Raw genomic sequence first — 21686 nt, forward strand, 5'->3', positions numbered from 1 at the left:
GTCCATGAGCGAGATCCGGATCTACGGGATCCGTCATCACGGACCGGGATCGGCCCGGTCGCTGCTGCGCGCCCTCGACGACTTCGCCCCCGATGCGATCCTCATCGAGGGACCCGCGGACGCCGACGCGATGGTCTCCCACGTGGCCGGTCTGAAACCCCCGGTAGCGCTGCTGGCGTGGGTGATCGGCGAGCCATCCCGGGCCGCGTTCTGGCCGTTCGCCACCTTCTCACCCGAATGGCAGGCCCTCGACTGGGCCGCCCGCAACTCCCGGGCCGCGTCGTTCATCGACCTTCCCAGCTCGCTCGGCCTCGCCCGCTCCAGGGAGGAACGCACGGTGGAATCGGATCCGCTGGGCCTGCTGGCCGGGGCCGCCGGGTACGACGATCCGGAACGTTGGTGGGAGGACCTCGTCGAGCAGCGCGACGAGAACGTCTTCGATGTGATCGCAGAGGCCATGGCCGCAGTCCGCGAGAACGGTGGCGACGACGAGGAGACCCTGCTGCGCGAGGCACACATGCGCAAGGCGCTGCGAACGGCGAAACGCGCCCACGAGAAGATCGCGGTGGTGTGCGGGGCCTATCACGTCCCGGCGCTGACCGCGAAGGTGAAGGTGGCCGACGACAACGCGCTGCTGAAACAGCTGCCGAAGGTGAAAACCCAACTCACCTGGGTGCCGTGGTCCCACGGCAGGCTGGCCGCCTCCTCCGGTTACGGGGCCGGGGTTCGTTCCCCCGGCTGGTACCACCACCTGTTCGCCGCCCCCGACCGTCCCGTTGAACGCTGGCTGACCCACGTCGGCGCCGTGCTGCGTGAACACGACCTGCCCACCTCGTCCGCACACGTCATCGAGGGCATCCGGCTGGCCGATGCCCTCGCAGTGCTGCGCGGCCGTCCCATGCCCGGGCTGTCCGAGGTACAGGAGGCCACCCTGGCGGTGCTGTGCGAGGGAAGCGACCTGGCCCTCGACCTGGTCACCCGGGAGGCGATCGTCGGTGAACTGCTCGGGGAGGTGCCTGACGACGTGCCCCGCACCCCGTTCGACGCGGACCTAACGGCGACCGCGCGGCGGCTCAGGCTAAAACAGGAGGCCGCTGAGAAGGAGCTCGACCTCGACCTGCGCAAGGAGAGCGGTCTTGCCAGATCCTGTTTCCTCAGGCGCCTGAGGATCCTCGGCATCGACTGGGGCACACCCGCAGGAAGTTCCGGCACCGGCACCTTCAAGGAAACCTGGCGTCTGCTGTGGGAACCGGAACTCTCCATCGCCGTGGTGGACGCGTCGCGCTGGGGCAACACCGTTGAGGCTGCCGCGGCGGCCCGGCTGCTGGACGATGTCGGCGACTTGGCCGGGGTGACTCGGGGCGTGAACGGGGCGCTGGCCGCCGACCTGCCCGCGGCCATGCCCGAACTGCTGCGGCTCCTGGACGTCCGGGCGGCGGCCGAGACCGACGTCGCGCGGCTGCTGGAGGCGCTTCCCGATCTCGTGCAGGCGTATCGCTACGGTGACGTGCGCGGCACCGACACCGGGCGCCTGGGGGATGTGGTCGCGGCCCTCCTGGGGCGCGCCTGCGCGGGTTTTCCCGTTGCCCTGGGCGGGTTGGCGCCGGAAGCAGCCGACCGGTACCGGAGGCTGATCGACAAGGCGAACGCCGCAGTCGGGCTGCTCGGAGAACAAGCCCAACAGCTGTGGCGGAACACGCTGCTGGCCGCAGCCGATCGCCACGACCTTCCCGGTCTGCTGGCAGGACGCCTAGTCAGGCTGCTGTTCGACGGCGGTGACCTGGGAGTCGACGAGGTGCAGCAGCGGCTGTCGCTGGCCCTGTCGGGAGGCCACGCGCCGGGTGAGCAGGCGGCCTGGGCCGAGGGGGTGCTGTCGGGCAGCTCGTTGCTGCTGCTCCACTCCCCGGCCCTGCTGAAGGTGTTTGACACCTGGGTGATGGGGTTGTCGGATGAATCGTTCACCGACGTGCTCCCGGTGGTCCGGCGGGCTTTCGGCGGCTGGGAACGGCCCGAACGGCAGGCCCTGGCGGGGAAGGTCGCGAACCTCGACGGAGCCTGTCCGGTGGCCGAGGAGGAACTGGACCTGACCGAGTTCGCGGCGGTGCTCGCAACCGTCGACGAGATTCTGGAGAGCGCACGATGAACGACGAACGCAACCGGCGCTGGCGGCTGCTTCTGGGGACCGCCCCGGAGGGCACCGAAGAAACCCTGTCCCGGCAGGATGCCGCCATGGATGCCGCCCTGGCCGCCCTCTACGACAACCAGAGCGGCGACGGACAGAAACGACATGCCGGGCTCGGTGCCTCGGCACCGAGGGTGGCGCGGTGGCTCGGTGACATCCGCACCTATTTCCCGTCGCGGGTGGTGCAGGTGATGCAGGCCGATGCCATCGACCGGCTGGGTCTCAAGCAGCTGCTGCTGGAACCGGAGATGCTTGAGACCGTCGAGGCCGACGTGCACCTGGTGGCCACCCTGGCCGGCCTGGGACGGGTCATGCCGCAGAAGGCCAGGGCCAGCGCCCGCGAGGTCGTGGCCCGGGTGGTCAAGCAGGTGGAGGAGAAACTCGCCGACAAGGTGCAGCAAGCGGTCCGGGGCGCGCTGAACCGGGCCGCCCGCACCAACCGGCCCCGCCTGAACGACATCAATTGGTCACGAACGATCGCGGCGAACCTGGGTAACTACCTTCCCGAACTGAACACCGTAGTGCCCGAGCGCCTCGTCGGCTACGGCCGCAAACAGACCGGTTTCCAGCGGGAGATCGTGCTGGTGGTCGACCAGTCGGGTTCCATGGCGACGTCAGTGGTCTACGCCAGTATCTTCGCGGCCGTGCTGGCCTCCATCAAGGCGGTGAAAACTCGCCTCGTGGTCTACGACACATCGGTCGTGGACCTCACCGATCAGCTCAGCGACCCCGTCGACGTCATCTTCGGCACCCAACTCGGTGGCGGCACGGACACCAGCAAGGCCCTCGCGTACTGCGAACACCTGGTGCAGCGCCCCCGCGAGACAGTGATGGTCCTCATCAGCGACCTCTACGACTTCAACCCCGAACAGATGCTGCGGCGGATGGGCCAGTTCCAGCGGCAGGGCGTCACGATGGTGACCCTGCTGGCCCTCGACGACGACGGCACCCCCGGCTACAACCACGACGTGGCTGGCAGCCTGGCCGCCATGGGAATCCCGTCATTCGCCTGCACCCCCGACGCCTTCCCGGAGTTGATCGCCCTCGCGATCAACAGGGGCGACCTGGCGGGCTGGGCCTCCGCGGAAAAAGCCGCGAAGGTGTAGGGAAGGCTCGGGACCCGTGTCGTGGATCCCGGACGGACCGGGACCCACGACACGGATGTGGGAATCAGATCTTCTCCAAGGAGACGTTGCGGGTCTCCTTGGCGAACATGTAGAGCACACCGCCGATGACCAACAACACCGCGAAAAGGTAGAACGCGGGTGGCACGGCGTCCCTGGTGACGTTCTGCTTGATGGCGTCACCGCCGATGAGGGCACCCATCAAGAACGGACCGACCACCTTTGCCATCGCACCGATGCCGTAACCGAGCCCCAGACCGGTGGATCGCGCCTCGTTCGGGAACTGCTCCGCCCCGAAGGCGTTCAGGATCCCGAACGCGCCGTCCCCGAAGGTCATGACGACCAGGATCCCGGCGAAGAAGAGCCACGGGTCCTGCGCGAGTGCGGCGATCACACAGCCGACCGCGCCGAGCAGGCCGAAACTCAGCATCACCCAGCGGCGCCCGATCCGGTCGGCCAGCCATGCCGATCCGAGGCGCCCGAGCATGTCGGCCACCGATACGATGGTGAACAACCCACCCACCATGGTCGCCTCGAAACCGAAACCGTCCTTGAGCAGGGTCTGCCCCCAGGACTGGACCGTGAAGGAACCCAGGATGAAGCTGAACGAGCCGAGGGTGATGATGGCGAGTTGCTTCGGATACTTCCGGAACACGACACCGAACGACGACTTGCTCGTGGCCTCGATCCGCGGCAGGGCGCCAACCTGTTCGGTCGGGATCTGCAGGGCCCAGGCATACGCCGACCTCGCCTCGTCATCGCGCCCGGTGATCTGGAGGAAACGCGGTGATTCCGGCATCTGGCGCAGCCAGATCAGCAGCAGGACGGGCAGCGCCCCGAGTGCAATCAGTCCACGCCAGCCGATGGGACCGGCGAGCCATTGCTGGGCCTGGGCGCCCAGCAGCAGACCCAGCGGGATGAACACGGAGGCCAGGCCCGCCAGCAGGCCGCGGCGTTTCGCGGGCACGAATTCCTGCACGTAGGGAATGGATGTGATGTTCAGACCACCGACACCCATGCCGACCAGTACCCGCAGTACGGCGAGCATGATCCAGCCGCGTTCGGGAGTCAGGAGGGTGATGGCCGTGAACACGGTGAACAACAGCACGCACCAGAAGAAGCAGCGACGCCGCCCGATCCGGTCGGCCAGTGCTCCCCACATGATGGAGCCGATGACGGTTCCGAGCCCGGAACAGGCCAGGATGATCCCGGCCTCCCAGCCGGTGAGGTTCCAGGGTTTTGTGAGCAGCGAGACCACGAACCCGATCAAGAACATGTCGAAGAATTCGGAGATGTTGGCCACGATCACCAGGGTGATCAGGTTCTTCTGGTTTCCGGTCAGGGGTTTCGCGTCGATCTGATCGCTTGCGTTCTGCGCAGCGGGAGGAACGTTTTGAGTGCTCATCGGATCCTCCGGTCAACGGATGATGTCGGTGGTGGTGGGAATCGCCAGCTCCGACGGGGTGATGTGGGTGAGGTCACCGTGGTGGGTGAGGGCGTACTTGGAGACCCGCAGGCCGTAGCTGATTCCCTGACGCACGTCGCCGCCCAGGAAACCGTGCAGCGTGGCGGCGACGAAGGAGTCACCGGCACCGGGACGGTCTATGACGGGAACGATGTCCACCTGGCGGTCGTCGAGGCCGTCGGGTCCGGCGTAGTAGACGCCGTTGTGCCCGTCGGTGGAGACGACGTACTCCGCCCCGAAGGCCTCGCGGAGCTGGCGCGAGACCTCGGCCCGTTCACCTTCGATCCCGAAGACGATTCCGGCGTCCTTCCGGGAGCAGAAGATGATCCTGCTCCTGGATGCGATTCCCGTCAACACCTCGCGGGCCCGTTCGGGGCTCCAGAGGAGACCGCGGTAGTTCACGTCGAGGGCGATGTCGATGTTCCGTTCATGGGCGGCGTCCACGAAGTGACGGATCACCTTGGCGGTCGCCTTGGTCAGGGCGGTGGTGATCCCGGTGACGAACACCAACCGGGTGTTCAGCATTGAATCCCAGTTCACGTCTTCGACACGGATCTCACGGAAGGCGGTGTTCAAGCGGTCGTAGGTGACCCGCGATGGCATGGGGGGTTCACCGGGCTCCATGAAGTAGAGCGCCACCCTGCCCTCGGGCACTCGGATCATGTTGCTCATGTCCACCCCGACCGAGCGGAACTCGGAGATGCAGCGTTCCGCCAGGTCGCTGTGTGGCAGTACCGAGCACCAGGACGTGTGGCGGCCCAGCTGGGAGAGGAGCCCTGCGACATTGGCCTCGGAGCAGGCCGCGGTCATGCGCAGCTGACGGGTGTTGGAGAGGCGTTCCCCCTGGGGAACGGTCAGGCGGATCTGGCCTTCGCCGATGGTTGTGAGGTCGAACATCTGTTTTACCTGCTTACTCCGGTGGAAGCGTTGATGGTTCCGTAGCGGTTGGTGTATCTGTCATGGTTGGCCGCGATCTCCGCGGCGGGCAGTTCCTCGATCTGCCCGAGCTGCATGGCGGCGAAGACCGTGTGTGCCACGTCCTCCACCATCACGGCCGCCTGGAGGGCCTTGTTGATCGTGGATCCGATGGTGAAGACGCCGTGCTGTCGCATCAGGACGGCGGGGGAGTCCCCGATGGCTGCCAGCAGTTCACGGCCGATGGCGTCGGAACCGATCTGGGCGTAGCCGCCGCACGGCACGGGACCGCCGAACTCGTCGGCGATGGCGGTCAGGCAGCACGGGATGGGTTTGCCGACCGCGGCGAAGGCAGTGGCGTAGCGGGAGTGGGTGTGCACCACCGATCCGACATCCTCCCTGCCCGCGTAGATGGCCAGGTGGGAGGCCGTGTCGGAGGACGGGCCCCGGTCGCCGTCGACGACGCGCCCGGTGGAGTCCACCACCACCATGTCGGCGGGCGTCATGTCGGTGTAGAGCATCCCGGAGGGTTTGATGACGATGAGCTCCCGGTCGGCCGTTATGGCCGACAGGTTGCCTCCCGTCCAGGCGACCAGCCCATTGGCGGGCAACGCCAGGTTTCCCTTCCACACCTGTTCGCGCAGTTCTTCCAGCATCATTGCCGACTCCTGTCCTCGACGATCCGCAGCCCCGCGGCCGCGGCCTTCTCCTCAATGAATTTCCTCGCCACCCGGCAGCTGGCCAGGGAATCGGGGGCGTCGTCATGCCACATCTCGAGCATGACCCGGCCCGACCAGCCCTGGCGTGCCAGTTCCTTGAACGCGGAATCGAAATCGGCGATTCCGGTTCCGAAGGGAACCCGCCGGGGCTGGCCCGGCAGGACGTCCTTCACGTGAAGGGCCACGATGTGTCCTTCACCGGCCTGCAGCTCTGCCGCCGATTCCCCGCCGTGTCCCGCGATGTTTCCCACGTCCGGGTAGCACTGCACCCAGGGGGAATCCGCCAATTCGACCAGTTCCATCACGTCGGGTACGGACGCGATGTCGTTTCCGTCGACGTTTTCGATCCCGAGCACGATCCCCTCCCGTGCGGCGTGGGGAACCGCATCGAGCAGGGTGTCGACGTAGCGTTGTCGCGCCCCGGGATCGGCGGGCTCGTAGTAGGCGTAGTATCCCGCCACCTGCACCACCCCGACGCCGAGATCGGAGGCCAGGTGGATGCCCTTCCGGTAGACATCGGCGGCACGCCGCCGCATCTCCGGGTCGGCCGAGCCGGGCATGACCGAGCGGTGCAGGCTGAGGCACAGACCACCGATCTGGACCTGCGCGTCCGCGGCCGCATCGCGGACCAGCCTGCGCGTGGCGCGATCCCAGTCCAGGCGTGCGGCCCGTTCGGGAGTCTCATCGATCGACAGGTCGACGAAACTGAATCCCGCATCGGGCACCTGGGCGAAGAACGCCGCCCAGTCGGGCAGCCCGACGAGCGCCTTCTCGTAGATTCCGAGTTTGATGCCCCTCATGGCCAGGTCCTCCCGATGGCCTCCTGCAGTTCCTGCGCGGCCGCGAGGGGATCCCGGGCCCCCATGATGCTGCGCCCGGCGATGACCACCCCGACGGGGGCGCCGGCGAAGGCGCCGAGTTCAGCGGCCTTGATGCCGCCCGTGATGGTCACCGTGAAACCCAGGCCGGCCAGTTCCGAGATCCGCGCCAGGTCGTCGGGACCCCAGCTGAGATCCCCGGCGGCCTCCCGGTCGCGCGAGCGTTTCACGATGACGTGCCCCACGCCCAGCTCCCGCCAGGCCCTGGCGCGTTCGGCGTCGTAGCTCTCGCCGAGCTCCACCTGCACCTCGCCGCCGAACTCCGCGGCGACTTTGACCACCTGACCGATGGTGGCCAGGGATGCGCCCGAGACGCAGGAGACCCAGGTGGCCCCGGCCTCGAAGCAGTGACGGGAGATCAGCGACCCGGCCTCGGCGATCCGGACATCGGCCAGGATCGTCTTTCCCGGGTACAGGGCCCGGATCTCGCGCACGGCCCGCAGACCCTCGGCGATGATCAGGATCGTGCCGCACTCGATGACATCGACCGCGGGTTCGGCCCTGTTGAGGGCCGAGAGGGCGGAGACGAGATCCGGGTTGTCCACCGCGACCTGCAGTCTCGGCCGCATGTCAGTCCTCCTCGACGAAAGCGAAGAACCGCTGGCCGTTGTGCATGAGAAGGTCTTCGACGTAGGCCCGGTCGAACCCCTCGGCGAGCATGCGGGGACCGTCGTTGGCGGGGTTGAAATCGACGCCCGTGACGGAACCGTAGGCCTTCTGGTACGAGCGTTTGCCGGAGTCGGTGCCGAGCAGGATGCGCTTGCCGTGGCCGCGTTCGCCCAGCTCGCGCAGCTCCATGATGCGGTTGGAGTCGGGTTGGTACTTGATGCGGTAGGTGCCGTCGATCTCCAGGTAGACACCGGTCTCCAGGATCTGGGTCAGGTAGTAGATGTCGGCGTTGCGCTGGATGTGGCCGATGGCGATCTTCTCCGGGGCAACGCCCAGCCTGATTAGCTCCTGGGCCTGTTCGAGACCGCAGGTCCCGTAGGTGGTGTGGGTGTTGATGGGTGCCCCGGTGGCGATGGACGCGGCAGCTGCGGCCTCCATGCACTTGTGCTCGAAGGCGGTGATCTTGCCGTATGCGGTGGCCACCTTGATGACGCCCGCCTTGTGTCCCGTCCGGTTGACGATCGGACCCGAGTAGTCGTTGGCGTCGATGCCCTCGGTGATGTCGGCGATCAACAGGTCGGCGATCTGGTCGACGGTGTAGCGGGACACCCAGTGCGACTGGGTTTCCAGGTAGACGTGTTCCCGGTGGAAACCGGTGGCCGCCACCACGTGCAGGTCGGGGACTCGGCGGTTGACCTCGGCCAGCTTGTTCAGGTCGCGCCCGCAGTTGGCGGGGCACATGTCGACGACCGTGCCGGCGGCCGCCCAGTTCTTCGAGGCCGTGACGAAGCGGGTGGCCTCCTCCACGGCCTTGTCGACGTCCGCGAGCTGGTGGTCGGGATCGATGTAGACCTCACCGGCGCCGACCCGGATGAGGTGGTCGTGGGCGTTGACAACGCCGAGACGCTCCGGGGCGATGTCTCCGAGGATGGTGCGAACGAGTTGCATTCCTGGCCTCCTGATGTCGGTGGAGCCGCCTTCCGGCTCCTTTGCCCGTACCCCAATCGTTGGTGGCAGAACGCTCCACCGCCACCCTGAGAGTGAACATTTGTGCGCAGTGAGAGTGTTGCCGAGGCGTCGTATCCCGGAATGTCAAGGAGGTAAGGTCGATGATGTTGGAGGGGGTGTCGAGGAAGAGGCACATATGTGCGCAGGGGAATTGCCGGAAGCGGATCGGGGACACATCCAGTTGCTGTTGGAGGTGGCGCGGCTGTACTACGTCCAGGGCCTGAACCAGGCGGCGATCGCGAAGGAGATCGGCTATTCGCGTCCCACGGTTTCCAGGTTGCTGTCCGAGGCCCGGCAGCGACGGATGGTCAAGATCCGGATCGAGCACCCCCTCGAACAGGCCTTCGAGCTGGAACGGCAGCTGGCCAGGCGGTTCCGGCTCAAGACGGTGGCCGTCGCCCAGAGCCCCGAACGAACCCCGGCGGAGGCGGTGGGGGAGGTCGCGGCGTCGGTGATCGCCGAGGCGGGCAACTCCCACACCATTCTCGCCCTCTCGAACGGCACCTCGGTCGCGAGCGTCGTGGCCGCCATGCCGAGGCGCCAGTGGCAGTACAGCAACGTCGTTCAGATGGTGGGTTCGCTGGGGCAGGTGGGAACCGACCTCGTGGACTCCCCGGAGCTGTGCAGACGGATGGCCAGGCGGCTGGGTGGAACCTACCGGCCCATGCCGGTGCCCCTGGTACTGGGGTCCGCCGCCATGGCCCAGGCGATGAAGCAGGAGGAGCTGGTGCTGACGACCCTGGAACTCGCGGCCCGCTCGGACATCGCGCTGGTCGGGGTGGGGGCGGTCGGGCCCCATGGATACCCGGGGGCGATCCTGGAACCGTGGATCACTCCCGAGATCGCCCTGGACGTGCACTGCAGGGGGGCCGTGGCCCACATGTGCGGGCACTATTTCAACGCCCGGGGAGAACACGTGAAGGACCGGATGTGCGAGAGGATCATCTCCATGCCCCCGGAGCGGCTGGAGGGGATCGATCTCGCCCTCCTGGTGGCCTGGGGGGTTGCCAAGGTGCCCGCCCTGCACGCGAGCCTGCGCACCGGGTTCGTCTCGGCCCTGGCCACGGACGAGGAGACGGCCCGGCTGCTTCTCGGCTACCGGCCCTGAGGCCTCGCCACCGAGGGGCCCCTAGCATGAATCCATGCCTCCCGTGATCCGCTCCGCCAGCCATGAGGACCTCCCTGCCATCGTGGAGATCTACAACGAGGGTGGGGTGGCCACCACCGCCTCCTACGACGTCGAACCGGCCACCCTCGAGGAACGCACCGCCTGGTTCGAGCGGCTGCGGAACCAAGGACATCCCGTGCTGGTCCTCGAGGAGGACGGCCGGGTGGTCGGGTTCGCCAGCTACGGGCCGTTCCGCGACAAGGCGGCCTACCGCCACACCGTCGAACACTCCGTCTACGTGGCCGGGGGAAGCCGTTCGGACGGGGCCGGCCGGATGCTGCTGGGTGCCCTCCTCGACCACGCCCGGGGCCGAGGGGTCCACGTCATGATCGGTGTCCTCGACGCCGACAACGCGGCCTCCCGGGCTTTCCACAAGAACCTGGGATTCGTCGAGTCGGCCGTGCTCCCGGAGGTCGGCAGGAAATTCGGGCGCTGGCTGGACATCGTGTTCGTCACCCACTGCTTCGACTGACTCGGTAGCATTCCGCCATGGTTTACCACGGCGACACCAGCGACCACGAAGGTAGGGAGGTGCTCACCTGGGAAGGGCTTGGGGAGGCCGCCGACGACCTCGCGCTCCAGATCCACGAATCCGGGTTCCTCCCCTCGGTGATAATCGCGATCGCCCGGGGCGGCATGATTCCGGCCGGGGCGTTGACCTACCGACTCGGGGTGAAGCTCACCGACGCGATCAATGTCGAGTTCTACACCGACGTGCACCAGACCCTCCCCGATCCGGTTCTGCTGGCCCCCATGCTGGATACCGAATCCATCGCAGGCAGGCAGCTTCTCGTGGTGGACGACGTAGCGGACTCGGGGCGCACTCTCTCGCTGGTGGTGAAACTGCTGCGCGGGTTCGGGGCCGATGTTCGCAGCGCGGTGCTCTATTCCAAGCCGACCACGATCGTGAAACCGGATTTCTGCTGGAGGCACACCGATCGCTGGATCGTGTTCCCGTGGTCCGCCAGACCACCCCTGCGCTGATTGTCGGCGGCCCCAAGTAAAATCCGGGCCATGGCTGAGATCCGCACCCACGATTCCGAAGGTGGTTCTGACCTCGGGCGTCTTGTCCGTGAGGCACTGGGGGAGACCATCCGCCCCATAACGCCCGGATCAGTTCCCGGGACGGTTTCCCCGGAGGATGAGTCCGTGGCGGGGGAAGAGGACTCGCTCACCGCGCTGCCCCGGTGGGCAGGGCTTTCCATCAACGTCACGGACATCTGACACAACGCAGGTGTTTACGTTAACAATCCGATAGTGTGGGGCTGCGGGCGCAGTTGCCCCATCTCTCAGGAGCTCAAAGGACGGAACATGACCCTCGACTGGACCGAACTGGACACCCGAGCCGTTGACACGGCGAGGATTCTCGCCGCCGACGCCGTGGAGAAGGTCGGCAACGGCCACCCCGGAACCCCGATATCACTGGCCCCCGTGGTCTACCTGCTCTACCAGAAGGTCATGAAGGTGGACCCGACCGATGACAAGTGGCTCGGTCGTGACCGCTTCGTCCTGTCGATCGGGCATGCTTCCCTGGCCCAGTACTGCCAGCTCTACCTCGCAGGTGCGGATCTCGAACTCGACGACCTGAAGTCGCTGCGGACCTGGGGATCCAAGTGCGCGGGACACCCCGAGTACGGCCACACCCGGTTCGTCGAGTGCACCACCGGGCCCCTCGGCGCGGGCATCAGCAACGCGGTCGGCATGGCCATGGCCGCACGCAGGGAACGTGGCCTGTTCGATCCGGACGCCCCCGAGGGCAAGTCTGTCTTCGACCACTTCGTCTACTGCCTCGTCGGGGACGGCTGCCTCCAGGAGGGCGTGGCCGCGGAAGCCTCGTCGCTGGCGGCCACCCAGGACCTCGGCAACCTCATCGTGATCTACGACGCCAACCGGATCACCATTGAGGGAGACACCAACATCGCCTTCACCGAGGATGTCCTGGGCCGCTACGACGCGCTCGGCTGGCATACCCAGGAGGTCGACTGGACCAACGGTGGCACCGGGTACGAGGAGGACCTCGATGCGCTGCTCTCGGCCATCCGGGCGGCCAAGGCCGTCAGGGACAAACCCTCGATCATCAAACTCGACACCATCATCGGCTGGCCGCTGCCGAACAAGGCCGGGCATCACGCCATCCATGGCGCCAAGATCGGGGCCGAGGAGATCGCGGCCCTCAAGGAGAAGCTCGGTTTCCCGGCGGAGCCCTTCGCAATTGACGAGGAGGCCGTCGCCCACGCCCGGGCCAACGCCGCGTCCCGGGGCAAGGCGGATCGTGCCGAGTGGGACGAGAAATTCGAGGCCTGGAAGGCGGCGAACCCGAAGCGGGCCTCCTTGCTGGCGCGGGTCCGTGCCCGCAAGCTTCCCGCCGACCTGAAGCTCCCGGTCTTCGAGGAGGGCAAGATGTCCACCCGCAAGGCGTCCGGGGAGGTGCTGTCCGCGCTGGCCCCCCAGCTGCCGGAACTGTGGGGTGGTTCCGCCGACCTTGCGGGTTCCAACAACACCACCATGAAGGGTGAACCGAGCTTCCTGCCCGATGCGCGGCAGGCCGAGGACTGGCCCGGGAATCCCTATGGGCGCACCATCCACTTCGGAATCCGCGAGCATGCGATGGGTGGCATCATCAACGGCATCGTGCTGTCGGGCCTGACCCGCGCCTACGGTGGCACGTTCATGGTGTTCGCCGATTACATGCGTCCCGCGGTCCGGCTGGCGGCCCTGATGAACCTGCCCTCCATTTTCGTGTGGAGCCACGATTCAATCGGGGTCGGTGAGGACGGCCCCACCCATCAGCCCGTGGAGCACCTCGCGTCGCTGCGCGCCATCCCCAACCTGGACGTGGTGCGTCCCGCGGACGCCAATGAGACCTCCGTCGCGTGGGGTGAGATCCTGCGCCGCACCGATCGTCCCGCGGGGATCATCCTGTCCCGCCAGGACCTGCGCATCGTGGCGCGCGGCGACGAGTACTCCTCCGCGGAGGGGGTCGCCCGTGGGGGCTACGTGCTGAAGGAGGCCTCCGACAAGCCGAGGCTGATCCTGATCGCTTCCGGCTCCGAGGTTGCCCTGGCCCTCGAGGCCGCCGCGAAACTGGAGGAGGACAACGTCCCCACCCGTGTGGTGTCCATGCCCTGCACGGAATGGTTCGACGAGCAGGACCCCGAATACCGCGAGTCGGTGCTGCCCAAGGACGTGAAGGCCAGGGTTTCCATCGAGGCCGGTATCGCCATGGGCTGGGGCAGGTACGTCGGAGATGCCGGGGCCAGCATCAGCATCGAGTGTTTCGGCGCGTCGGCCGCCGGGTCGAAGTGCTTCGAGGAGTACGGGTTCACGGTCGACAACGTGATCAAGACGGCCCGTTCCGTGCTCTGAGAACTGCCGCGAACCCGCTTCCCGGGTGGGGCGTTGGTGGCTGTCGGTAGGCTTGCTGCATGGTGCTCAAGTCCTTCCTCGACAAGTTGCCCCGCCCCACCCGGCGCATTGTGCTCGAACTCGACCTGGCCCGGGGCGTGTTGGAGACCTTCCCGCGAAACCCCCTGCAGATGCTCCAGGTGGTGGGCGCAACAGCCGTCAGCGACCTTCGCGAACACCTCACGGAAGCGGTCAAGGATGAGCGCGTCGCAGGGCTGATCGTCCACGCCGTGGACTGCGGCCAGCCGATGACGGTGATGGATGAGATAGCCCACCTGATCGAGGCCTTCGGGACGAGACGGCCGACCATGGCGTGGGCCGAGTCGTTCGGGGAACTCAGCAACTCCTTGGCCGCCTACAAGCTCGCCACAGCCTGCCGCACGGTCTGGCTCCAACCGACCGGAGCGCTCGGCATCGGCGGTGTCGAGGTCGACATCACCCTCTTCCGCGGGTTGCTGGAGAAGGCGGGGGTCACCCCGCAGTTCGGGCAACGCCACGAGTACAAGACCGCAGCGGACCAGTTCGTGGCGCCCGAGGTCACCGAGGCCAACCGGGAGATGACCCACCGTCTGGCCCAGTCCGCAGTGGACGACACCGTGGCGGTCATCGCCAGGCGACGGGGAGTGGCGCTGGAAACCGTGTGGGAGGCCGTCAACAGCTCCCCGGTTGTGCCTGAACGCGCCAAGGAACTGGGTCTCATCGACGAGATCGGCTACCGCGACGAGGCCTACGCAAAGGTGCTCGCCGAATGGGCCGCGAAACCCGGGGACCTGCTCTACGCGTCCCGGTACCAGCCGCGTCCCAACCTCGTGGGGGCGTTCCGGAGGGACCGGCCGAAGGTCGCGGTCGTCAGCCTGCGCGGTCCCATCGAGACCGGCCGGGGACGTCCCGGAACTTTCACGGGCCCCAGCGCCGGCGCCGATGTGGTGGACGAACACCTCCGGGTGGCCTTGCGCGACGATCAGATCAAAGCTGTGCTGTTCGAGGTCGATAGCCCTGGCGGTTCGGCCGTCGCGTCCGATTTCGTCCGCCGGAGCATCCTGCGGCTCCGTGAATCCGGTCGTCCCGTGGTGGCTCGGATGGGCGCCATGGCCGCCTCGGGCGGTTACTACGTGTCGATGCCCTGCGACGAGATCGTCGCCCATGCGACCACGTTGACGGGTTCCATCGGTGTTCTGGCCGGCAAGTTCGTGACCCGTGGGCTTTACGAGAAGCTGGGGTTGAAGCGGGAATCGATCCGGATCGGAGCGGCGTCGGGGATGCTCAGTACGGCCACGGAGTTCTCCCCCGAGGACTGGGATCGCCTCAACGCGGAACTCGACCGCGTCTACCGGCAGTTCACGACCTTGGCCGCGCAGGACCGCGCCATGGATCACGAACACCTGGAATCGCTGGCCCGGGGCAGGGTGTGGAGCGGAGCCGACGCCTGCGAACGGGGTTTGGTGGATCACGTCGGGGACTGGCGCCTGGCCTGGCGGCGCGTCTGCGCGCTGGCGGACATCGATCCTGAGGAGGCCACCCCGGTCAGGATCGGGGTCGGTTCCGTGCTGGAGAGGATCATCCCCGCACGCTCCAGCGAACACCGCGCCGAGTCCGCTCGGATTTCCCTCCCGACGGCCGACGACCTGTTGACGCGGGCTGCCGAGCTGGTCGGGCTCCCGATCCACGGCGTGCTGAGCCTGCCCTTCCACATCAAGGTGCGCTGACCCGGTGCCCGCGCTGTCCCTGGCGGAACTGGCAGGCGCCCCTCCGGGCCCGGTGACCGACGCCGTGATCGAGGGAAACCTGCCCGGGGCCGGGCTGCGGGGTTTCGAGTTCGAGAACTGCGTTTTCAAGGGCGTGAACCTGGAAAGGGCGGTCCTGGTTGGTTCGTCCTTCACCGAGTGTCGCTTCGAGGACTGCAACTTCTCCGGTGCGGACCTGACGGACGCCAGCCTGGGGGAGTGCAGGTTCACCGGCACGAAGCTCTCCGGGATCAACTGGGCGCTGTCACACATCAACAGGTTCGCTGCTCGTCCGTTGGATTTTCTGCGCTGCAAAATGGACTTCTGCTGGTTCGTTGGGGTGGATCTGGCGCGGTGCCGTTTCACCGACTGCTCGATCCGCGAGGCGGATTTCTCCGAGGCCCGGCTGGCGAACGCCGGGATGAACGATTGCGATCTACAGGGGACCAGATTCCACCAGACCGATCTCGAAAGGGCCAGTCTCGTCGGTTCCTTCGGCTACGTGTTCGATCCCAGGGAGAACCGGACGAAGGGACTGAAGCTGAGCCCGGCAGAGTCCTGGCCCCTCCTGAAAGCCCTGGGGATCGAGTTCGAGCACTGACCTCTCAGCTGTCGTCGCCCTCGGGAACCGGTGGGTTCAAGAAAGACCGGTCCAGTTTCTGCGGGATCAGGGATGCGGTGAAACTGCCCAGCAGCAGAAGCGCACCGCCGACGGCGAAACCCACCTGGTAGTTGGTGACATCCACCAGGCGGCCGACGACGACGGGCCCGATGATCGCCCCCAGATCGATGATCATGGAGTAGGCCGCGACCGGGGTGCCGCCACGCCCACCCGAGGCGTCGCCCACAGCGGCGGCGGGGGCGGTGCCCTGCATGGCCGCGCCGATTCCGTAGAGACACAGCAGCGGGATGAGCACCCAGATCCCGGGGGCGAAGGGCATGGCGATGGCCGACAGGCCGCATACCAATCCGCTGGTCACCATGACGGGTTTGCGACCGATCCGGTCGGTGGCCAGCCCGGCCGGGGTCAGCGCCGCGGCCTGGAACACAGCCGCGATTGCGAAGGCCATCCCGGTCCAGCCGGTTTCCAGGGCGTACACCTCGGTGATGATCACCGGGATCAAGGTGGCACGCACCCCGATCGACTGCCAGCCCTGGGCGAATCCGAGAAGGCAGGCGGCCCGGTAACGGATGTCCCTCGACGTCTCCCAGAACGTCAGCGGCTCCTTCGCGGCAGTAGGCAGAGGGTCGCACCTGGCCGGGAGCAGTAGCAGGGCGAACAATCCGGCCACCAACAGCATCCCCGAATAGAAATAGAAAGGCGCGTGCAGGGAGATCGAACCCAGCAACCCCCCGATGGCGGGCCCGGCCATGTTGCCGAGCAGGAAACCGCCCTGGTTCAGGCCCGAGGCGCGACCTCTCAGGTGCTGTGGGGTGGTGGAGATCAGCAGGTTCATGGCCGCGATGGTGAACATCGCGGACCCGATTCCACCGAGGGCCCGCACCGTTATCATCCACGCCAGGTTGGGGGACAACGCCACCCCGAAGGTGGTGGTGGCCACGATGACCATTCCCAGGGTGATCGCGTTGCGTTCCCCCACGGCCTGCCCGATCCGGGTTACGAACGGGCTGCTGACGAGCCGCATCAGGGCGAACATGGAGACCACCAACCCGAGCTGGAAGTTGTCGGCTCCGAAGGTGCGTGCGAAGGGGCTCAGCACTGGGATCACGACCCCGAAGCCGACGGCGATCAGGAAGGTCGTGGTCGCCAGCACCCATGCGGTACGGGGCAATCCGGTTGCTCTAAGTCGTGCTCCGATTCCCACGTCGTCTCCCTCCTGCGGCCCCCGGCCAACGTGCCAGCCTACTCGCGTACCATGGGGCGGGCTCGTTTCCCGCAATCGGTGACAAGAGAAGGACCGGAATTGACCAGCAAGAAACCCCCATCGCTACGCAGGAAATGGTTGATAGGAGGCGGCATCGGACTCGTCGTGCTGTTGGGTGGTGCCTACGCGGCAGCCTATTTGCTGGCTGGCGACAAGGTGCCCGCCAACACCACGGTTGAAGGGGTGGCGATCGGCGGACTGCATCCCGCCGATGCCGAGCAGCGCCTGCGCACCGAGTTGGGGGCTCGGTACGAGGCGGCGTTGACCGTGACCGACGGCAAGGGGCACTCCGTTGAACTGGCGCCCTTGGAGAGCGGTTTGAGCGTTGACTACGCAGGTGCCGTGAAAGCGGCCGGGGGAGCGAGCCTGAATCCGGTTGACGTGTTCAAGACCCTGCTGGGTGGTGGCCCGACTGAGCTGCCGAAGAACGTCGACTCCGAGAAACTCAAGGAGACGCTGACCACCCACGCCCCGGTTTTCCAGGTGGAAGGCACCGACGCCACCCTCGCCTTCGTGGACGGCGCGATCAGTCGCACCGAGTCCACTGACTCGACGGTCCTGGACGTGGACGCCACCAGCGCGTCGGTCACCGAGGCCATGAAATCGAGTACCCGCGAGGTTGCGGCCGTCACGAAGGCGCAGGCCCCCGCAGTCACATCGGCGATGGTGGACGAGGCGGTCGCGAATTTCGCGACCCCGGCGCTTTCCGGTCCCGTCACGGTGAAGGTTCGCGACAAGAGCTTCCAGGTCAGTCCGGAACAGATCGCCTCGGTCACCACCTTCGCGGCCGAGGACGGCAAACTGGTTCCGCACATCAACCCGGAGCAGCTGCTGAAGGTGACCGCCAAGGCCCGTGCCGGTCTCGGCCTGGTGACGGGCAAGAACGCCGGCTACACCCTCAAAGGTGACACCATCGAGGTGGTGCCCGCCGAGGGCGGTCAGCAGCTCGACATGAAAGGCTTGGCAGAGGGCGTTGCCAAGGCCGCGACCCAGAGTGGTGAGGCCCGGACCACCACCGTCGAGGTGATCGACGGGTCCGCGGAGTTTTCCACCGAACGGGCGGAATCCCTCAAACCCACCCAGGTGATCGGGGAGTTCACCACCTACTACCCGCACGCCGACTACCGGAACAAGAACCTGGGGCGGGCGGCCGAACTCATCAACGGCAAGGTTCTCCTGCCAGGCGAGACGTTCAGCCTGAACGACACCCTGGGGCCCCGCACCCCGGCCAACGGTTTCACCGATGGCTACGTCATCAACGGCGGTCTGCTGGTCAAGGAATCCGGTGGCGGCATCTCCCAGGCGGCGACCACCATGTACAACGCAGGTTTCTTCGCCGGCTACGAGGACGTCGAACACCGGCCCCACACGCTGTACTTCGACCGCTACCCTGCGGGGCGCGAGGCCACCATCTATTACGGCAGCTTCGACATGAAGTTCAAGAACAACACCGACTACCCGGCCTACATCCAGGGCCTGAACACCCCCTCCACAGCCAACAGCAAGGGAAGCCTCACCTTCCGGATCTGGTCTCGCCCGACATGGGACAAGGTGGAGTCGACGGAGCCGGTGAAGTCCAACTACTACTCGGGCAAGGAGCGCGTCGTGTCCACTCCCAACTGTGAGCCCCAGGCCCCTATTCAGGGCTTCACGGCCACCTGGAAACGGCTGTTCTACAAGAACGGGGAAGTGGCCAAAACCGAGGACTACTCGTGGACCTACGCCGCGGGAGACAAGGTCACATGCTCCCCCTGAGGTTCTTCGGGCGGAAGCCGATTCCGGCGCTGCGCGCTAAGCTTCTCGCGGAAGAACCAGAAGGAGTGAAGTGACCTACATCATTGCCCTGCCGTGTGTCGACGTCAAGGACAGGGCCTGTGTGGAGGAATGTCCCGTCGATTGCATCTACGAGGGCAACCGGATGCTCTACATCCACCCCGAGGAGTGTGTGGACTGTGGGGCATGCGAACCCGTGTGCCCGGTGGAGGCCATCTACTACGAGGACGACCTGCCTGAGGATCAGGAGGAATACCTCGACATCAACGCTCAGTTCTTCGAAGACCTCGGCTCACCCGGCGGGGCCGCGCGTCTGGGTCCCGTTGACCACGACCACCCGACGGTGGAACAGCTTCCCCCGCAGGGCGAATGATGTCTCTGGCAAAGCAATTGCCAGATTTCCCTTGGGACTCCTTGGCGGAGGCCCGGCGTGTGGCCGGTGAGCATCCGGGTGGGATCGTGGACCTGTCTGTCGGAACCCCGGTGGACCCCACCCCGGAAATCGCCAAGGAGGCACTGGCCGCCGCGTCGGATGCCCACGGGTACCCGACGGTGTGGGGCACCCCGGAGCTGCGTGACGGCATAGTCGGTTACCTGGAACGCCGATGGAACGCGTGCGGCCTGCGGCACGAGTCCGTGCTGCCCGTGATCGGAACGAAGGAACTGGTTGGTTGGCTGCCCACCTTCCTCGGTCTGGGGGCAGGCGATGTCGTGGTCCATCCCGGGATCGCCTACCCGACCTATGAGGTGGGGGCCCGGGCTGCCGGTGCCATGCCCGTGGCCTGCGACGATCCCGACGCCATCCCGGCCGGAACCAGGCTGGTCTGGTTGAACTCGCCCGCCAACCCCTCGGGTCGCATCCTTGCCCCGGAGCAGCTGCGCTCCTGGGTGGCGGTTGCCCGCCGCGAGGGGGCCGTGCTGGCCAGCGACGAATGCTACGGGGAGTTCGCTTGGGAGAAAGAGGCCATCAGTGTCCTCGATCCGCGCGTCAACGACGGCGACCTCTCCGGGTTGCTGGCGGTGCACTCCGTTTCGAAACGCTCGAATGCCGCCGGATACCGCGCCGGGTTCGTCGCAGGCGATCCGGTGGTGGTGCAGGACCTGGTGCAGGCCCGTAAACACCTCGGCATGATGGTTCCCGGCCCGATCCAAGCCGCCCTGACGGCCGTGCTGGCCGATCAAGAACACGTGGAGGAGCAGCGGCGGCGTTACCTGGCCAGGCGGGCCGTGCTCCGCCCCGCCTTGGAGGCTGCGGGCTTCCGGGTGGACGATTCCGAGGGGTCGCTGTACCTGTGGGTCACCCGCGGCGAACCGTGCCGGGACACCATCGCGTGGCTAGCGCGGCGCGGGATTCTCGCCGCCCCGGGGGATTTCTACGGAACCTCCGGAGCCTCCCACGTTCGCGTCGCCCTCACCGCCACGGATGAGCGAATCGCCTCTGCCGCCGCCCGGTTGGGGGAGCAACCTCAGGGCAACTGATCACGGCAGAGGCGGGTTCCGGCTGGAATCCGGTTCGCCGGGTGGTTCAGACGGTTCCGGTACCGGGTCATTTCGCCTCGGGATTCGAGATCACGGCCAGGAACAGCGGCCAGCCCTTGCGGACATCCAGCACCCGCATCACGTAGGGATGGTCCACCACGAGCGTGGTCGGCGGGTTCGCGGGGGCGCTCACAGGGATTTCGACCTCCGTCAGGGCTGCGCCGACGGTGCCCTTGGCATTCACCTGGAGGCGCACCTGTTGGGCGGCCTGGTTTGCTCCAGCGCCGTCGAAGATGCCGTCGAGATGATCGAGGTCCACCCCCAGGCGGGTGAGTTCCTCCTTGAGGTTGCGTTTCACGGCCAGGTCGGCGGGGGGCATGGTGACCTCAACTCTGTCCTTGGGGGCCGCACTCAACTTTTCGTGGGTTTCCTGCAGCACGTTAGCGTCCCACGTCAACGGATGGATTCCCTGGTCCGGGAGAATGACGTCCATGGCGAGGTTTTCGTCGTAGGGCAGCCGGACGGCCTGCCAGCCCTGTCCGGAGGCCGTCCGGACGGAGAAGCTGTCCGACAGGGCCTTGATCTCCACGGTCTCCCCGCCCCCGGTGATGAAGGCGAGGGGGGCGTCGTCGGATTTGAACTGTGTTTCCCAGCGGGATGCGAACAGCAGGGCATCCTGCACCACCAGCGCCGTATCGTGTGTCACCGCTATTCCTGACTGCTCGATCAGCCCAGCGGTGTTCTTCTTGGCCCAGGCATCCAGACTGGCCTGGGCCTCGGAGTTCTTCACCTTCTCCACCGAGGCGTCGAAATGTTTCCGGATGGCGTCCAGGAAAGGAGACTTGGGCTGGACGTCACTGCAGATCAGGAGACGCGATGCCAGATTGATGATTGGCTTCTCGGGCGGGTTCTTCGCATCGATGCTCTCCGGCAGGGAGGCGTAGTCCGCCAGTCCTGCTCGCAGGGCACCGATGCCGGCTGCCCGGTCCTCGGAGTTCATCCCGAACAGTTCGTCCAGGCTCGTCGCGGAGGCTCCCGTGGCGCCGAGACCGACCAGGGCCAGGGCGGCACACAACGAGGCGGGGGAGACCAGCTGGTTTCCTGTGCGGTCTCCCTGAACGAGCAGCCGCCAACCGATCTGCTGCGAGGCGGCGGCGACGACCCCGGCCAAGGGGTGTTTCGGATTCTGTGCCACGTATGCGGAGTTTCCCGTCAGCGTCTCCACCTTCGGTTCGGCTGAGCACCCGCTCACCGCAGCGGCTGCCAGACCCGCGAGGATCAGGGTTCGTCGGTTCAACAACATGGGCTTCCTCCCTGGGGCGTGAGGCATCAGTCCATTCTTACCCCTGTG

At 66.7% G+C, this 21686-nt stretch carries 20 protein-coding genes; 12 read left to right on the forward strand and 8 right to left on the reverse strand.

Going from position 1 to position 21686, the window contains the following annotated elements; genetic code table 11:
• Positions 1-4: 4 nt before the first annotated feature.
• Complete coding sequence (locus EL272_RS05420; RefSeq protein ID WP_061787118.1) at positions 5-2143, forward strand: DUF5682 family protein; 2139 nt, start codon at positions 5-7, stop codon at positions 2141-2143.
• Positions 2140-3288: a VWA domain-containing protein gene (locus tag EL272_RS05425; RefSeq protein WP_061787117.1), complete on the forward strand. Its 1149-nt coding sequence runs from the start codon at positions 2140-2142 to the stop codon at positions 3286-3288. Before EL272_RS05420 ends, EL272_RS05425 begins: the two co-directional genes overlap by 4 nt.
• A 64-nt stretch (positions 3289-3352) precedes the next feature.
• On the opposite strand, the gene EL272_RS05430 is transcribed toward EL272_RS05425, so the two are convergent.
• From EL272_RS05430 to EL272_RS05455, 6 genes are read right to left on the reverse strand one after another with little or no spacing between them, the layout of a single operon-like run.
• On the reverse strand, positions 3353-4711 hold the full coding sequence (locus EL272_RS05430; protein ID WP_061787116.1) for an MFS transporter: 1359 nt from the start codon (positions 4709-4711) through the stop codon (positions 3353-3355).
• A gap of 12 nt (positions 4712-4723) precedes the next feature.
• Positions 4724-5668 (reverse strand): sugar kinase, encoded by a 945-nt coding sequence (locus EL272_RS05435; RefSeq protein WP_014846216.1) that lies wholly within the window; start codon positions 5666-5668, stop codon positions 4724-4726.
• Between the two features lie 5 nt (positions 5669-5673).
• Positions 5674-6342 (reverse strand): L-ribulose-5-phosphate 4-epimerase, encoded by a 669-nt coding sequence (locus tag EL272_RS05440; RefSeq protein WP_041697331.1) that lies wholly within the window; start codon positions 6340-6342, stop codon positions 5674-5676.
• The gene (locus EL272_RS05445) at positions 6342-7205 is read right to left on the reverse strand and encodes an L-ribulose-5-phosphate 3-epimerase (protein ID WP_014846218.1); all 864 of its coding nucleotides are present in this window, start codon (positions 7203-7205) and stop codon (positions 6342-6344) included. Before EL272_RS05445 ends, EL272_RS05440 begins: the two co-directional genes overlap by 1 nt.
• Entirely contained in the window at positions 7202-7852 is a 651-nt protein-coding gene (locus tag EL272_RS05450) for a 3-dehydro-L-gulonate-6-phosphate decarboxylase (RefSeq protein ID WP_014846219.1), read from the reverse strand. The genes EL272_RS05445 and EL272_RS05450 overlap by 4 nt, the downstream gene beginning before the upstream one ends.
• Before the next feature lies 1 nt (position 7853).
• Positions 7854-8840 carry a phosphotriesterase family protein gene (locus EL272_RS05455; RefSeq protein ID WP_014846220.1) on the reverse strand — a complete coding sequence of 329 codons (987 nt, stop codon included), beginning with the start codon at positions 8838-8840 and terminating at the stop codon, positions 7854-7856.
• 196 nt (positions 8841-9036) lie between these two features.
• Here EL272_RS05455 and EL272_RS05460 point away from each other — a divergent pair, with 196 nt between their 5' ends.
• The 7 genes from EL272_RS05460 to EL272_RS05490 all read left to right on the forward strand — a co-directional run bounded on the left by EL272_RS05460 (position 9037) and on the right by EL272_RS05490 (position 15798).
• Positions 9037-10008 (forward strand): sugar-binding transcriptional regulator, encoded by a 972-nt coding sequence (locus tag EL272_RS05460; RefSeq protein ID WP_061787115.1) that lies wholly within the window; start codon positions 9037-9039, stop codon positions 10006-10008.
• 34 nt (positions 10009-10042) lie between these two features.
• Complete coding sequence (locus EL272_RS05465) at positions 10043-10540, forward strand: GNAT family N-acetyltransferase (RefSeq protein WP_041696311.1); 498 nt, start codon at positions 10043-10045, stop codon at positions 10538-10540.
• A gap of 17 nt (positions 10541-10557) precedes the next feature.
• Positions 10558-11052 (forward strand): phosphoribosyltransferase, encoded by a 495-nt coding sequence (locus EL272_RS05470; protein WP_014846223.1) that lies wholly within the window; start codon positions 10558-10560, stop codon positions 11050-11052.
• A 30-nt stretch (positions 11053-11082) separates the two neighbouring features.
• Positions 11083-11292 carry a hypothetical protein gene (locus EL272_RS05475; RefSeq protein WP_014846224.1) on the forward strand — a complete coding sequence of 70 codons (210 nt, stop codon included), beginning with the start codon at positions 11083-11085 and terminating at the stop codon, positions 11290-11292.
• 87 nt (positions 11293-11379) lie between these two features.
• Entirely contained in the window at positions 11380-13434 is a 2055-nt protein-coding gene (tkt, locus tag EL272_RS05480; protein WP_061787114.1) for a transketolase, read from the forward strand.
• A gap of 59 nt (positions 13435-13493) precedes the next feature.
• Positions 13494-15179 (forward strand): signal peptide peptidase SppA, encoded by a 1686-nt coding sequence (sppA, locus tag EL272_RS05485; RefSeq protein WP_014846226.1) that lies wholly within the window; start codon positions 13494-13496, stop codon positions 15177-15179.
• Between the two features lie 4 nt (positions 15180-15183).
• The gene (locus tag EL272_RS05490) at positions 15184-15798 is read left to right on the forward strand and encodes a pentapeptide repeat-containing protein (protein ID WP_014846227.1); all 615 of its coding nucleotides are present in this window, start codon (positions 15184-15186) and stop codon (positions 15796-15798) included.
• 4 nt (positions 15799-15802) lie between these two features.
• Here EL272_RS05490 and EL272_RS05495 read toward each other — a convergent pair whose 3' ends face one another.
• Entirely contained in the window at positions 15803-17023 is a 1221-nt protein-coding gene (locus EL272_RS05495; protein ID WP_014846228.1) for an MFS transporter, read from the reverse strand.
• Between the two features lie 99 nt (positions 17024-17122).
• Between EL272_RS05495 and EL272_RS05500 the strand changes: the two genes are divergently transcribed.
• The 3 genes from EL272_RS05500 to dapC all read left to right on the forward strand — a co-directional run bounded on the left by EL272_RS05500 (position 17123) and on the right by dapC (position 20335).
• Positions 17123-18838, forward strand: coding sequence for a VanW family protein (locus tag EL272_RS05500; RefSeq protein ID WP_014846229.1), 1716 nt, complete (start codon positions 17123-17125; stop codon positions 18836-18838).
• 70 nt (positions 18839-18908) lie between these two features.
• Positions 18909-19229: a ferredoxin gene (fdxA, locus tag EL272_RS05505; protein ID WP_014846230.1), complete on the forward strand. Its 321-nt coding sequence runs from the start codon at positions 18909-18911 to the stop codon at positions 19227-19229.
• Positions 19226-20335 (forward strand): succinyldiaminopimelate transaminase, encoded by a 1110-nt coding sequence (gene dapC, locus EL272_RS05510; protein ID WP_061787113.1) that lies wholly within the window; start codon positions 19226-19228, stop codon positions 20333-20335. Before fdxA ends, dapC begins: the two co-directional genes overlap by 4 nt.
• 67 nt (positions 20336-20402) lie before the next feature.
• On the opposite strand, the gene EL272_RS05515 is transcribed toward dapC, so the two are convergent.
• Positions 20403-21638, reverse strand: a complete 1236-nt coding sequence (locus EL272_RS05515) for a serpin family protein (RefSeq protein ID WP_014846232.1) — start codon at positions 21636-21638, stop codon at positions 20403-20405.
• Between the last annotated feature and the right edge of the window lie 48 nt (positions 21639-21686).

The sequence above is a fragment of the Arachnia propionica genome (assembly GCF_900637725.1).
GTDB lineage: Bacteria > Actinomycetota > Actinomycetes > Propionibacteriales > Propionibacteriaceae > Arachnia > Arachnia propionica.